Origin of the sequence: Mucilaginibacter roseus (genome assembly GCF_021215455.1) — a bacterium.
Taxonomy (GTDB): domain Bacteria; phylum Bacteroidota; class Bacteroidia; order Sphingobacteriales; family Sphingobacteriaceae; genus Mucilaginibacter; species Mucilaginibacter roseus.
Genome location: NZ_JAJPWV010000001.1, coordinates 89,198 through 103,725, shown reverse-complemented (window position 1 = coordinate 103,725; position 14,528 = coordinate 89,198). Strand labels below are relative to the sequence as shown.

The 14,528-nt window shown below is 44.5% G+C and carries 10 protein-coding genes; 2 read left to right on the top strand and 8 right to left on the bottom strand.

Annotation, left to right across the window (positions count from 1 at the left end; genetic code table 11):
- Nucleotide 1 precedes the first annotated feature (1 nt).
- On the top strand, nt 2-2,635 hold the full coding sequence (locus LT679_RS00450; protein ID WP_232174930.1) for a tetratricopeptide repeat protein: 2,634 nt from the start codon (nt 2-4) through the stop codon (nt 2,633-2,635).
- A gap of 5 nt (nt 2,636-2,640) precedes the next feature.
- Here the strand turns inward: LT679_RS00450 and LT679_RS00445 are convergent, their stop codons facing one another.
- From LT679_RS00445 to LT679_RS00420, 6 genes are read right to left on the bottom strand one after another with little or no spacing between them, the layout of a single operon-like run.
- Complete coding sequence (locus LT679_RS00445; RefSeq protein WP_232174929.1) at nt 2,641-3,186, bottom strand: RNA 2'-phosphotransferase; 546 nt, start codon at nt 3,184-3,186, stop codon at nt 2,641-2,643.
- The gene (locus LT679_RS00440; RefSeq protein ID WP_232174928.1) at nt 3,183-4,139 is read right to left on the bottom strand and encodes a protein kinase domain-containing protein; all 957 of its coding nucleotides are present in this window, start codon (nt 4,137-4,139) and stop codon (nt 3,183-3,185) included. Before LT679_RS00440 ends, LT679_RS00445 begins: the two co-directional genes overlap by 4 nt.
- A complete protein-coding gene (locus LT679_RS00435; RefSeq protein ID WP_232174927.1) occupies nt 4,126-5,313 on the bottom strand; it encodes a DUF262 domain-containing protein in 1,188 nt (395 codons plus the stop codon). The genes LT679_RS00440 and LT679_RS00435 overlap by 14 nt, the downstream gene beginning before the upstream one ends.
- Nucleotides 5,276-6,385, bottom strand: a complete 1,110-nt coding sequence (locus LT679_RS00430; RefSeq protein ID WP_262909220.1) for a phosphoadenosine phosphosulfate reductase family protein — start codon at nt 6,383-6,385, stop codon at nt 5,276-5,278. The genes LT679_RS00435 and LT679_RS00430 overlap by 38 nt, the downstream gene beginning before the upstream one ends.
- Nucleotides 6,378-9,611: an ATP-binding protein gene (locus tag LT679_RS00425; protein ID WP_232174925.1), complete on the bottom strand. Its 3,234-nt coding sequence runs from the start codon at nt 9,609-9,611 to the stop codon at nt 6,378-6,380. Before LT679_RS00425 ends, LT679_RS00430 begins: the two co-directional genes overlap by 8 nt.
- Entirely contained in the window at nt 9,604-10,479 is an 876-nt protein-coding gene (locus LT679_RS00420) for a DUF4007 family protein (RefSeq protein ID WP_232174924.1), read from the bottom strand. Before LT679_RS00420 ends, LT679_RS00425 begins: the two co-directional genes overlap by 8 nt.
- A gap of 322 nt (nt 10,480-10,801) precedes the next feature.
- Here LT679_RS00420 and LT679_RS00415 point away from each other — a divergent pair, with 322 nt between their 5' ends.
- Nucleotides 10,802-11,413: a hypothetical protein gene (locus LT679_RS00415; protein WP_232174923.1), complete on the top strand. Its 612-nt coding sequence runs from the start codon at nt 10,802-10,804 to the stop codon at nt 11,411-11,413.
- Between the two features lie 81 nt (nt 11,414-11,494).
- On the opposite strand, the gene LT679_RS00410 is transcribed toward LT679_RS00415, so the two are convergent.
- Together LT679_RS00410 and uvrA are read right to left on the bottom strand one after the other, a co-directional pair.
- Nucleotides 11,495-11,710, bottom strand: coding sequence for a DUF4385 family protein (locus tag LT679_RS00410; protein ID WP_232174922.1), 216 nt, complete (start codon nt 11,708-11,710; stop codon nt 11,495-11,497).
- Nucleotides 11,707-14,379 (bottom strand): excinuclease ABC subunit UvrA, encoded by a 2,673-nt coding sequence (gene uvrA, locus LT679_RS00405; RefSeq protein ID WP_232174921.1) that lies wholly within the window; start codon nt 14,377-14,379, stop codon nt 11,707-11,709. The genes LT679_RS00410 and uvrA overlap by 4 nt, the downstream gene beginning before the upstream one ends.
- Nucleotides 14,380-14,528 lie beyond the last annotated feature (149 nt).

Genomic DNA, 14,528 nt, shown 5'->3' with positions numbered 1-14,528 from the left:
AATGTTCTATCAATATCCGGCCATTAGCGACGAGAACCTATTTCAGCAGTTATGCAAAGATATTTACAATGCGCTCTATCAAACCGAAGACTTCCAGTTATATAAAACAAAAGGCGCAGCACAGTTTGGAATAGACTCCTATTCGCTCCGGTTTCGGACCGTTATTCAAAGTAAAAAGAAAAAACTGCTAAGGTCTGATAAAGCAATTGAAAAGGAACTTTTAGCAGATTTGAAGGAAACGCTTAACCTGGTAAAACGCTTACCTTTTACATTTGATGAACTCGTTTTTGCTACCAATACCAAAAGATATAGTGTAATTGAAGATTACGCCGCTCAACAAAGCCAATTATTGACCTTCAGAATTAAATTCATTTCCTGGGAAGAGTTGGAGGTTTACATTTCAGAGTATTTAACGATCAGAAAAAAATATTATCCGCAATTTGATCACGAAGCAGACGAGATTCCGAAAATACTAACAACAATGCCGCCTGTCGCCGCTAATGATGTAATAGGCAGGGCAGCTGATCTTACTCGATTGGAACAGTTGGTGACTGCCGGCTCTCCAACAATCTTAATTCACGGAATGGGCGGGATCGGGAAAACGACATTGTTAAAACTTGCAGCTGATGCACTGCTCGAGAATTATGACCATATTTTATGGATAGATTACGCTGCTGATGAACAAGGTAATTACGAAAATGATTTCTTGATAAAATCGTTCATAGCGAACCCGGTATTGCTCAAAAATCTGAAATTAAATTTTGAACCGGGGATAGCGTTGGAAAATGCCATGCAAATTTTATTAAATAAGTTGGCCAATATGCCGGGTAAAAACTTATTGATGGTAGACAATGCACCGCTGTCCATCATGAGGGTCAGAAACCAGCTACCCGGCTTTCCAAGATGGCAAGCCCTGATAACATCAAGGATCAAGATTCCCTTTGAAACGATTATTGAACTGCCATTGCTTGACCAGGATGCTTCTGTGCTATTATTCCAAAAATTTTACTTATTGGAATCTGATGTAGTAACAACAAAATGGATCGTCGAACAAATCGGAAACCACACCCTGACGATTGAACTATTGGCCAAGACCGCGCAGAAGAGGTCCTTTAAATTGAAAGAACTTTCTCAGATGCTCAAGGAAGAAGGCCTGAATATTTCCAGAACTGCAAAAGTCACGACCGAACATGACCCTACGGGCCTACCAACCCATTTAATGGCCTATTTGAAAAAGATATTTTCTTTGGCGGGGCTTGATACCAAACAGCAACACGCATTAAGTTTCTTTTCAGTCTTAAGATCCGATTATGTCATTTACGACGATCTAAAATTGCTGTTTGCTGTCCTCGACGATGACAACGATTTTTTCGATCTTATTACCGAGCTAGCTGGGCGTGGCTGGTTACTGCAGGAAAACAACAGTTACACTATGCACCAAGTGATCCAGGAGGTAATTCGTGAACAACTGCAACCTGATCCAGAAACCGTTAAACCATTGATCATATCTCTTACGGATCTCTTGCTAATAGATTGGGACGGTAATCCCATTAAAACCAAACGTTTTATCGCCCATGCGCAGCATATGATTAATTATATACCATGTCATTCATCTGAAATGGCAACCTTATGTAACGCGCTTGGACTCAGACTAGAGGATTTTGATGAGTTTGGCCCTGCAGTGAATAACTATCACGCCGCAGAGGCCTTTTATAAAACACGTGCGGAAGAGTATGAGGATGATCTCGCAGGTATATATAATAATCTTCAATCGGTTTATAAGACACTGGGATCGATAGACAACGCCATCGATTATCAATATAAAGCATTAAAAATACAAGAGCGGATTTCTCAGCCGCCGCATTTTGATATTGGCGCGTCATATAACAACTTAGCGCTACTTTATGACATCAAGGGCAATTTAAATTTGGCCCTCACCTTAATGGAAAAATCCCTGGCGATTGCGGAAAACGCTTTCAGTGGCGAACATCCAAATTTAGCCTCTACTTATTCGACTTACGCGTCACTGCTAAGTCGCATAGGCGAAGACAATAAGGCGTTGGGCTACCAATTAAAAGCCTTTGAAATGAGAAAACGGGTACTCGAAGCCGGACATCCTCAACTTGATGAATCCAGGAACAATTTAGCTGCTGTTTATGAAGGGCTGAACCAACTTGACAAAGCAGAAACATTATTTAACGAATCACTGGACTTTAAGAAACAATACTTTGGCGAGGAGTCATTTACCTTGGGTACCACCTTTAACAATTTGGCGGCCATATACATTAAAAGAAGAAATTACATTAAAGCCGAGGAATATCAGCTTCAGGCCATCGCATTAGAAATCAATGGCTTAGGCGAAATGCACTATGAAGTGGCTAATTCATACAGCACGCTGGCAGTAATTAAAGATGGTTTAAGACAATATCACGAAAGTATCCAGTGCGCGGAGAAAGCGATTGAGATTTACCGCTATAACTTTCCGGGTGGACACAACAATATTGAAATGTATGAGCAATACATTAGGATGATCCAACGGAAAATACCAGTTGCCAGTACAAACAGTATTGGAAGAAATCAGCTATGTCCCTGCGGAAGTCAAAAGAAATACAAGCATTGTTGCGGCAGAGCTTAGTTATCCTACAACACTTGAATAAATTCAGGTGGCACAAAATCCGTTAACCACACCTCGTTAGCGGAAACGAAAAATTTATACCCCTCAGTAGCCATCTTGCCAGCTGAAACCTGAAATATCAGGGGTTTGCCATGTCTTTTACCCACCGCTAAGACGGTATCAAAATCCGTAGAGAGATGAACGTGTTGGCGACCACCTTTTAGTAAACCGTTAGCTTGAATGGAGGCAAGATTCGAAACTGTAGAGCCATGGAACAAATATTCCGGTGGAACGGCTTCGCTCAATCCCAGGTCAACATTTAATGAATGTCCCTGATTCGCGCGAATACGCGTTCCCGAGTCATCAAAAGCGAATCGTTGCTTTTCATTTGACTTGACGATCGCAGTTAACGTATCTATATTAATTGAATGCCCCTTATTTTCGAGACCAGTTAAGAGTTTTGGTACTTCACACCATCCGTTCTCATCTAATGTGATACCAAGCGTCTCTGGCGAATGCCGTAGGGCTAAACTCATTAGTCGACTGATCTTAACGCTCAGGTTATTACTCATACAGCAAAAGATAATTTCAGATCGTGTAATAATCCTCCTAAACCCGACATATCGATACGTCTAGGCTTAGCATAACTCAACATGCACTCGATTACAGAAAATATGTATTGACTATGGTCGATCTTACAGACAAAATCCTCTTCCTTTAATTGACCAATAGGAATATTCCCCTGGAATATGAACCAGAATAATTTACCTAATTGAAATACATCGGAACGGTCATCGATAGCGCAGTCGAAGCCTAGCTGAGCCTCTTCCGTCAAAAATTTGTTACCAGCTTCGGGAGAAAGCCAGCCAAAAGGTCCAATTTTCTCGCCCAGGTCATCATAATCTTTTTCACGATGTTGGAGTAAACCCAGGTCACCGATTTTCCACACGGCGTTGCCACTAGGATTTTCTTTATCCTCTAAAAACAATAAAATGTTATCAGGTTTGATATCTCTGTGGTAATATCCTTCAGTATGTAATTGATTGATCGCATCATATACGTTGATACAAAATTTTACCTTTTCCTGGCTATCCAGATCTTTGTTGCTGAAAATGTACTCTTTCAAATCCGTATCGGCTTTCTCCATCGCGTAGTAAGGGAACTCCTTATTTTCTAACGTAATCACGCCGTCGAACAAAATCTCGACAACGTTGTCTTTCCCTTTTTCTTTCAATTCATACAAAACCTTGATTTCTTCAATAAATCGCCCATAACGACGAATAATGGTTGGTTTTGTTTTACGACCGGGCTTAGCGTAACTAGATATTTTAATAACGACAGTATCTTTGGTTTTTTTGTTGGTGGCTAAAAACACACTGCTATTACCACCTTTGGAAGACTTGAAATCTTCCGTTAAATAAGACAATATATATTCGTTACCATCGGCTACAATGATATTGGCATCGTCATCCAGGCTATAATCAGCCTTCTCGGACAGACTGATATTGTTTCTAAACAACTTCATCGAAATAGTTTCTTTGAGTTTTCTCAATCAACCTATCCCTGTTCACCACTTGAAATTTTTCCACCGATACTAAAACATCGGTCTGAAATCCATAAAACAATAATACATCCTTCATCGTACTTTCAGATGCATCATCCAAGTCAATCAGACTTGTTTCGTTGAGTAAGAATTCGTTAAAAAATCTTAATCGCTCTTCCCTTGCTTTCTTAGAATTGGATTGGGTCACACAATTAGTCGCATATTCTTGAAAAGCATAACAGTTCTCTTGTGAAGGGGAAATGTCCGGATCTATAACCACTAACAATTGATAAAAATAATCTAAGGTATCTTTATGCAGCTCCCGATTATTGAGCAAAAAATTAAATAGCGTATAAAAGTCGTTTCGTTGTTTATACCTTGTTTTTTCAATTTCGTAAATCTCATTGAAACGGATAACGTCATCTAAAACATTATAAAATTTCACTTCTAAATCCTTGGCGGCATGCTCCGTAAAGTTTGCATCTTCATAAAAGCGGTCAACCGCTATCTTTTTGTCAGTTATACCGTCCTTGGTCAGCGTTAACAACTCTCCGACAAAATCCAGATCGCTTAACCGGTTTAACGTAGCGGTTGTAAAAATATTCAGCGAAGTAAACTGTGGACTATCAGAAATGCTTTCAACCAATTTTTGCAATACGGAATTCCTGAACTGGGCCTTTAAGATTTCCGGACGATTTAGTTTAGAACCAAATTTATTTACTCGAAAATAAAAGTCCTCAACTTCACCTTCTTGTGCCTTAGTGATGACACATACCGCAATTTTGTATTGTTTGAAAAAGAAATTACGATCTGTTTCATTGATTGTCTTTTTCTCAGTGTCAGCAAATAAGCCCTTGGCATAACCTAATATCGTTCTGGTTCTTTGCTGACCGTCCACCATATCAAATACCCCGGTATCGGTCCGATATAAAAAGAAAATTGGCAACGGGTATTCTGATTTGATAGATTCGATCAGCCTCTTTTTCGAAGCAGCGCTCCAAATATCGCCGCGTTGATAAGGCGGGTTCAAGTTGATCTGATTATTATTATAATAATCAATAAGCGTTTGTAAGTCCCATTCAGTAGTTGAGTAGACCATTGATGATATGATATTTAGGTTAGATAAAGCAACTCGCGCAGCCTTCTTCTTCAGCATCAAGAATATCAATAAGTCTTCCTGATTGCATACGGCTTTTAGCAAGTACTTGCTTGGTTAAAAATTCTTCTTTAATCTGTTGGATACGCTCGGGGTTGATCAGATCTTCGAGGCGTTCGTTCTGGTTCCAGGTATAGCCGTCTTTTTCGTACTCCATGGCCAGGAAAAACTTGGCCGGGTTTTGCTCATAAAGCCATACCCATTCGATCTTTTGCTGGAAGAAGCAGAAAAAGCAGCCGGAACGGCTCCGGTTATAATTCCCGGTTTTGCCATTGACCTGGTAAGGGATCTCTTTATAATACTGCGGAATACCCACACCACTTTCTTCGAGTATACGGAAAATATCAGCCCGGACAAGTACTTCATCGTTATCCAGTAACGGGAAATCATCAAGCGACGCGACCGGGAAATTCGTTGATCTGAGCAATTCAAAGATGACGTGATTGAATGCCTTAGGACCCAGATCAAGCAGGTTCTTTACTTTTTGGTTTTGCCCGTAAGAAAAAGATAATGGCGTGTTAACGATATCCAACGCCCGCTGGTAAAGGTTAGCCGGCAAAAATTCTTTGTACAATTTTCCCATCTTGGAAATATTGCTGTTAGACATCGCCTTAAGAACCACTTCTTCACTCCAAATATTTTTTCGGAACGGAAAAATGGACTGTACATTGGATTTGGTCGAAATATAACCTTCTCGGTCTTCATCACCACGTATACCCACATAGGAGAGCACAGGTGTTGTTCCTATATAGTTCTCAAAAGGCTCTATCTTCAATTTCTGGGTACACCAACGGGTATTGGAAGATGGCAAAAAACCACCATATAAATGGTGATAATAGTCAAATGGATTTTCTTTATCAGCCGTCGGTGCATAAAGTTTATGCACATTAACACCTAACTTGGATTCCAGGTTGCGGATTAGTTGGTACGTTTCGTCCAGCTCTTTTCCGGTATCACAGGTATAGTACTCGATTTGCATGGCTGGGTACAGCGTTTGCATGTAGATCGCTAATGCCGCACTATCTTTACCACCTGATATTCCCAAGACATGTCTGACCGTGTTATTACCCATCTTTTGCCAATTCTTTTTTGAGCATTTCTGCTAATATAGCGATTTTAGTAAAGCGGTTCTCGCCTTCAAGAACAGTTGCGATGCCTTCCTGCGCGGCGCTGAATTTCCGGCTTTGCTTTTTGGGCATGGTCACAACTTGTTGACGAACCGCAGTGCCTGGTACAGTGATCTCGATCTTGAATGTTTCCTCTAATTCGGATTGGCCCTCTTTCTTGCCGATGTCATTTAGATTATCCAGTTCATGAATCAGTTCGGGAAACCGGTTAAATAGGCGTAATTCATCCTCATCGTTACTTTGCTCCAGGGGCTTATTAATGATTGACTGTGCCACAGAGGATAACCAGGCTTTGCGATCATCGAGTGGTGACAACAAGCGGTTATAAAAAGTGCGCTGATAGGGCAACAACAGATATTCTTTGAGGCCATTTTCGTAACGTGCCCTGATCCTCGCTTTGTATTCGCCGAATGACAATTCGCTGTCCCATAACGAGCAAATGGCCAGTTCGAAACGGGTTAATAACTGTTCATAGGCGGACCGCAATTCCCGGATCGCATGCTGTAAAGCTTCAGTGAATTCGGCTAACAAGGCTGGCTCTTTATTCAATTGGACCAGGTCAAAGCCCAACGCCGACGGAAAATCCTCAAAAAATAATCGCTCCGGATCTTCGGCATTAGTTAGCGCCTTTCTGATCTTCTGACTGGAAGTGCTGATGCGGCGGGTATGTTGCGCATAGCTATTCAATTCCTTATAGAAGCGGATAAAAGGTACGATCGTTTGGACGAAGGCCTCATTATCGGTTCGTTCCTTTTGAGGTAATTGCAGCATTTCCCGGTACCGGTTAAACATATTGATGCGGATACCCGCTACATCGAATGCTTTGACCGCATAATCTCCCGGTTTTTTGACCAATAATTCCAAGATCTCAGCATTTAGATCGGTGATGTAGCCAAATTCCCCATAAAGCGCATAATCTGATCTTTTTAATATCAGATAGATCGGCACCCAAAAATCAAGAAAGCCTTTTTTTAACTTGAACGGCGCTTTGCTCAATTGTCCATAAAGATCGCTTACACTGCGTTTAATGCCGCGAGAGGTTTCCAGGAATTGGTCACAAGACGCAAACAAAGGACCGAATTGGAAGGGGTCTAATTGAAGTCCGGGTTGTTGAAGCAACCAATGGCCATCCGTCAGTGCGTGTATACCCGTTTGCCTTAATAACGAATAGTAAATGCTTTTTTGCGGAGGCGAACCTTTGATATTCAAGTCTTCAGCGCCTTCATGGTTGAATAGGGCTTGGAATAGTTCCCTTCGTGCTGTGGATATGGACGGTGAAAGTTTGGTTTTATTAGCCAACTCACTACGGAAGATCGGCGTGTCGGCATAAACATCAGCACAGATTTCGGAAAGCTTCGCATTGAAACGCCGGCCATTGGTGATGGTCAGATCTTCCTCCCCGCGGTAGAACCAGCGCACGATAGCCGGATTATAAAAGCTATTCATCACATAGTGATTAAGCAAATTACGCTGCCGGTCGATAATCGCATCCAGTTCCTTTTTAGCGATCCGGTCACTTTTGTGTTTTTCACGGGCAATCTCCGCTTTTTCGATCTCTTCGATCAATTCCTTGATCTCGGCTGTGTTTTGATAATGCCCATAAAGGATCGGCTCGCGGCGTTCACCAGAAATTCGTATCATGTCTGCTTCGGTCAATAGATCGCTGAAGAGCAGATTAACGAAACCATCAATTTCACCTTGAGGTAACTGGGATATATAAGGATTGTCCGATATTTTAAACTCAAAAACACGTGGCGTGCCCCTTTCAAAATAGGCGCGTTTAGCCGAAACGGTAGGGAAATTAAAATATGTACTCAAATATTTGACCACATCATTGGCCCGACTTACCTCGGCTGCGGCGCTGGAAATAGCCACATCGATATCAACATCACTCGCCTCATACAAAGTATAGCGAGCGGTACGTTTGTAATAACGGATGATACAGCGCTGTTGAAGATCACCAATAGTTGCATCACCGTCCTTGGTATTTAAAATGCCGTCCAGGTAAGTGGCCAGGAATTCCCGATCTATGCGAGCACTCCCTGGGAGGAATACCTGCATCATACCAATGGTTTTCACTGCTGCCTGATAGGTGGCCTGTCTGGTGAAATCAAACTCGCCGTCAACTCGTTCCAGCGCATTGCGAATTTCGGCCCAATAGGTATAATCCGGATTTGCTTTGGATTGCAGGAACGAGTTGAGATTATAGTTGAGGTAATCGTAAACAGCATTTAGTCCATAGAAATTGGCCTTGCCAGATTCAAAGTCCGTCAGATCAAAATAATTATCGCCATTAAGGAAACTAAACAAGGAACGCTCGTTCTGACCATAACGTTGTAGCGCCTGCGCAAGTACAGCCGCCGCTAATATATCCAAGGGATAAAGCTTGGCTGCTACTTCGGCATTAAAAAAGTCACGCAATGGATAAACTTTTGCCTCTACGATAGCCTGAAAAACCTTTTCGAAAGCAGTTGTAACTGCTACCGGTACTGCTGAATTTAGTCGCTGGCTGGCCAGATAAAGCAATTGTTCGACCGGTTCATTAAAAGTGATCTCTTTAAAGCGGCCCTTGACTTTCACCCACTCATTTCGTTGCAGTTTAGACAGTTGCTGGGCATAACCCGCAAAGTCCTGGTGCAAAGTGGTCAGTAACAACACTTCGGCATCGCCACTATTAACAAGCTCGGCCAATTGTTGTATAAAGTATAACTCTTTTTCTGGCTCATGCTTGGCCGCATATTCCAGGATCTTGCCGAATTCATCAAAGATCAGTACAACAACTTCGTTTTGTTTGTTAGCTGACCTCAGTAAGGCAATAAAATCCTTAAGCAACTGTTGTGGTCTATCGGAAGTTGAGCCAATCAATCCAGCAAATTGACCGATAAATGAATCATATTCACTGACCGCTTTCAAAAAGTGGAAGGACTTAGTATCTACCCAAGGTTTGGCTTCATAAAAAAGTCGTTCACCTGATAAATGTTGCATCACCGCCGATAAAAATGACGATTTGCCGGTTCCGTAGGCACCGATCAGGTTGATCGCCCGTTGACCGGAACGGTAATTATTCCTCAGCATATCGTATACATCCTGCACGTTGGTCGTCAGGAAGTATTGGCTAAGATCAAGTTCCTGGGTAAGAATATTGACTGAAGGTGAAAAATGATTACGCATAATATTCCTCCAAAATTTGCCACTTGTCTAACCTGTTTTTGATTTGCAGGACTTGGTTTCCCGCTGTTTCACTAAAGATAAGTTCGCCATCATACTGATCGACCAATTCTTTGATTTGCTCTTCCAAACCTTTTTCGGACAAGCGGAAGATCACGCCGGGGCTATTTGGCGCTTCCAGCAGGTCGCCGAAAGACAAACTTTGACTTTCCTCGCCAAAACGATCCAAAATGGAAAACAACAATATGGCTCCCGGCAGATTGTAGCGTGCCTGTCGGCCAATGCGATACCATTGAACCAGCCTACCCTCCGTATTTTCCTTGTAAAAATCGCTAAGCAAATTAAGTTCTACTAATAAGTTAGCCGTTTCGTCTTCCAAGTCCACTTTACCATCATTCGAACGCAGATAGGTACGTAATAATACGTTCGCGTCAGAATCGTAAGTTTTATCGCTAAACAGCCGCATCTCCTCTGCTTCTGTTTTTCGCTTCATGAAGCTGATCAGATGCTCCTTGGTAAACTCACTTCGTTCTTTAGAAAATTCGTTAAAGAAACTATTGAAAATAAACAATTTTTCATTTTTGATTGCCGAGTAATGCAGCAACCAAAGTGAACCGATATCCTCTAAAAAAGGATCGCGTTCTTCAAAAAGAAAATTACCTAATTGGGTTATCTGCTGTTGCTCGCGATCTAAAATATGGAATCCCCGCATCCAGAAACTGATTGACGTCACCATGTTCTTACCCACACCCAACCGCACGACCGCATCCTCCTGAGTGAAGGAACGACCAGCCGTAACATAGTCGTAACCCTTCTTCAACCAAAAGGTGCGGCAAACAAATGTCTCATGGCCTGAAAAGCCTATTTTCATACTTCTATCCCCTTAAAACTGCCTATCCAAAAACAAAGCTATCCAATCTTTATCAGAGCGTACATCAACATTTATTAACAACAAAAAGATGGAAGGTACTTTAAGGAAAAAATATACTCACAGTCAACCTTTTCAGTGTTAAAAAAACTGACTAAACTTGAGGAATAGAAAGCATTATGTTCATCGAAATAGGCTTAGGTTAATTAATCTATAAAAATATCCATTATATATGATTTTACCAAAATTAATCACTTAAATTCTATCTAAGTAATTGCCATAGAGCCGAAAATAAAAACGTCCTTCAACACTTATCATGTTATACTTGAATTATACCTACTTCGTCCACGATACCGAACATTTACGTAAAATACGTGAAGCGATCACCGCTAATCTAACCAACCACCCGCTGTATATCTTTCAGATCGGTACGTGTGCGCAAATGCAATTCGACAGTAACGAGGACACTTATTTTATTGATGAAACCATTGCGGCTGAATTTTCTGAATACGATTTTACAAATGATCTCAGCACCGGAAACGAAGAAATTTTATTATCCATTACCCGAGTACAATCTCCTTGCAGCAGTGACGATTGGGGCCGCAGTTGGAATGAAGATGCACTGATCTCCGAAAAATACCTGGTCAAAAAAAGGGAGCGACCGCCGGCACAGGTACCGCACCGGACGTTTTGGGTTTTCTTTGGCGAAGAACCTCAAGAATATAAGATACACTTGGGCCTGACTACGACATACGAGTATGTGGCGATTGATGGTCCGTTCGGCGAAGGCTTGAATCCCAAGATCATTTCGGAGTCTTATGACAATCCGACCGATGCCTTTTGGGCTGGGCAACGCATATTAAAACCCAAGATCGAGCTCGATTTCGAAGGCTGGCAAAAACAGCAAAAGAAAAAGCGACGGTCCAATAGAAAATAGCATCATCTATGAAGTAAGATGGCGTTCTGAATCACTCTCAAGATTTTGATGGGTGGATAGCGCGTTGGGAATTCGGTGCCTCTAACGACAAAGTGCTCCGCAATCGGTCGCTGCAAGCTCCTCGGTCTTGAAGCGCCAGTTCGGCCCGATCTCGCTTTTGTACGGTTCGCAGATCAGTACGCCTTGTTCGCCTTTGCCCACACGATAAAGTTCGGGATGCTTTTTATAGTCGATGTCCGGCTTCCAGGCATATTTGCCGGTATCAAAATTCAGATAAGATGGGGTATCTGCTTTCATAAGTGTTTGGCCAGGTAAGGAGCGGTGCGGCTCCCTTTGTTTTTGACGATCGCTGCCGGCTCACCTTCGGCCACGATCCGGCCGCCTGATTCACCTGCGCCCGGCCCGATATCGATCACCCAGTCGCTGGCCGCGATCACGTCCATATCATGTTCTACCAGGATCACCGTATTACCGGTATTGACCAGGCGGTTCAACTGCGTTAATAAACGCTCCACGTCTGAAGGATGCAGCCCCGTGGTCGGTTCGTCCAGCACATACAGCGTTTGACCATGCTGGGCACGTTGCAGTTCTGTCGCCAGTTTGATCCGCTGCGCTTCACCGCCCGAAAGTTCGGTCGCAGGCTGTCCGAGCCGCAGGTAGCCCAGTCCAACTTCCCGCACGACCTCCAGCGCGCGGCTGATCGCCGGTTCTTCATCAAAGAAGATGGCCGCCTCGTCTACGGTCAGGGCCAGTACCTCCGCGATATTTTTGTCCTTATAGGTAACTTCCAATGTTTTAGGGTTATAACGGGTACCGCCGCAGGTCGGGCAAGGGGTGTAGACACTTGGCAGGAACAGCAGTTCGACCATGACCATGCCTTCACCCTCGCAATGCGGGCAGCGGCCTTTGACGACATTGAATGAAAAGCGGCCGGCATCGAACTTGCGCGCTTTGGCCATGGGCGTAGCCGCAAAGAGTTTACGGACATGGTCGAAAAGGCCGGTATAAGTGGCCAGGTTAGAACGCGGTGTACGCCCGATAGGCTTCTGGTCGACCACCACCAGTCTTTTGATGTTTTGCATACCACCGGTAATATGGCCGCCCAATGTTTGTATTGGCGCCTCGTCCAGCGGATCTGCTTCACTATCGGCTGTGATATCCACCTGCAAGCCCAAATGCTCCGCCACCAGTTCCACCAGGACCTGGCTGACCAGGCTGCTTTTGCCGGAGCCTGATACTCCGGTAACGCTCGTTAACACGCCTAAAGGAAAAGCGGCATCGAGGTTTTGTAAATTGTTTCTCGTGACGCCCTCCAGTGTTAACCGGTCTTTAGGTTTCCTGGGATCGCTGATCGTTTTGCGGGTATCTTCATAAATATAGTGCCGCGTCAGCGATTCCTTTACGTCGCGCAAACCTTCGGGCAAGCCGCTGTATAAAATATGGCCGCCTTTTTCACCTGCTGCCGGGCCGACATCCACGATCCAGTCGGCATGCCGGATAACATCGATCTCATGCTCCACCACGAATAAGGAATTACCGGATGCCTTGAGTTTGTCCAGTGCCCGCAGCAGGGCCTCGGTATCAGCCGGGTGCAGGCCTGCCGATGGCTCGTCCAGTACATAGACTACGCCGAAAAGATTCGAGCGAACCTGGGTGGCCAACCGCAGCCGCTGCAATTCTCCCGGCGACAAGGTTGGGGTACTTCTTTCGATGGTCAAATAACCTAAGCCCAGGTCCAGCATGACCTGTACGCGGGCCAGGAAGTCTTCGGCGATTCGTTTGGCGACCACGACCTTTTCCGGGTGTTTTTCTTCCAGTTGTTTGAGGGCTTTGGCCTCGCCGCTGGCATATGGCGCAAATATGGTGGCCAGTTTATTGAGGGCCAGCCGGGACAGTTCCGCAATATCATAGCCCGCGAATTTGACGGCCAAGGATTCCTGCCGCAGGCGCTTGCCATGGCATAGCGGGCATTCGCTGCTGATCATATATTGCGCGACCCTTTTCTTCATCAGCGCGCTTTGCGTATTGGCGAACGTATGCCTGACATACCGGCGCGCGCCGGTAAAGGTGCCCATATAGTCCGGCTGGCGCTTGTTTTGGATAAAGCGCTGAATTTCTTCGTGGGTATGACCGGAATATACCGGCACGATAGGCTGTTCTTCGGTGAACAGGATCCAGTCCCGGTCTTTTTTGGGCAGGTCTTTCCAGGGGATGTCAATATCGTAACCCATGGTGGTCAGGATATCCCGCTGGTTTTGTCCCTGCCAGGCCGATGGCCAGGCGGCGATCGCTTTTTCCCGGATGGTCAGGGTGTCGTCGGGCACCATCGTTTTTTCGGTGATCTCGTAAACCCGGCCGAGGCCATGGCATTCCGTACAGGCACCTTCGGGTGTATTGGGCGAAAAAGATTCCGCGTAAATAATCGATTGCCCTGCCGGGTAGTCGCCCGCGCGGGAATACAGCATGCGTAATAAATTAGACAGGGTCGTCACGCTGCCTACCGAGGAGCGGGTGCTGGCCGCGCCGCGTTGCTGCTGCAAAGCGACCGCAGGTGGCAGGCCTTCGATCTCATCCACTTCCGGGATAGCCATTTGGTTGAACAACCGGCGGGCATAAGGGGATACCGATTCCAGGTATCGTCGCTGCGCTTCTGCATAGAGCGTACCGAACGCTAATGAGGATTTACCGGAGCCGGAGATCCCCGTAAAGACCACCAGTGCATCGCGGGGAATATCCAGGTTTACATTCTTTAAATTATGTTCACGTGCACCCCGTACCCGCACAAAGCCGGATAGGTCCGTATCGTTCTTCGCCATGGATAGGGAACAAGGAAACGGGGTTGAAGTTTCGATCCGTTCGTTTTGTGCTTGCTGTCCGGTTGAGATTAGGAGCGTAAACTGCGCGTTAGCGAATTGCTGCGGAGAAATGCTTTTCATTTTGATCACTTCCAGAATGCCGCTCAGCATTTTCGGGTTCCTCAAAAGCTTCCCGCTGAAGGGCGCAAAAACCGGTTTTCCCGGATTTGCAAAACACGGACAGGACTGCTGGGAGTGAGTAGCCACTTACGCTATTTTCCAAAGAAAACGGACAAAAGAGGCGTCAAGTTCGGTCAGCC

Bases quoted from the DNA above. Each gene is read 5' to 3' on its own strand.
- uvrA (WP_232174921.1), bottom strand. From the start codon at position 14,379: ATGCTGAGCGGCATTCTGGAAGTGATCAAAATGAAAAGCATTTCTCCG.
- LT679_RS00420 (WP_232174924.1), bottom strand. From the start codon at position 10,479: ATGAAAATAGGCTTTTCAGGCCATGAGACATTTGTTTGCCGCACCTTT.
- LT679_RS00430 (WP_262909220.1), bottom strand. From the start codon at position 6,385: ATGGGTAATAACACGGTCAGACATGTCTTGGGAATATCAGGTGGTAAA.
- LT679_RS00450 (WP_232174930.1), top strand. From the start codon at position 2: ATGTTCTATCAATATCCGGCCATTAGCGACGAGAACCTATTTCAGCAG.
- LT679_RS00435 (WP_232174927.1), bottom strand. From the start codon at position 5,313: ATGCTGAAGAAGAAGGCTGCGCGAGTTGCTTTATCTAACCTAAATATC.
- LT679_RS00440 (WP_232174928.1), bottom strand. From the start codon at position 4,139: ATGAAGTTGTTTAGAAACAATATCAGTCTGTCCGAGAAGGCTGATTAT.
- LT679_RS00410 (WP_232174922.1), bottom strand. From the start codon at position 11,710: ATGAAAGCAGATACCCCATCTTATCTGAATTTTGATACCGGCAAATAT.
- LT679_RS00425 (WP_232174925.1), bottom strand. From the start codon at position 9,611: ATGCGTAATCATTTTTCACCTTCAGTCAATATTCTTACCCAGGAACTT.
- LT679_RS00445 (WP_232174929.1), bottom strand. From the start codon at position 3,186: ATGAGTAATAACCTGAGCGTTAAGATCAGTCGACTAATGAGTTTAGCC.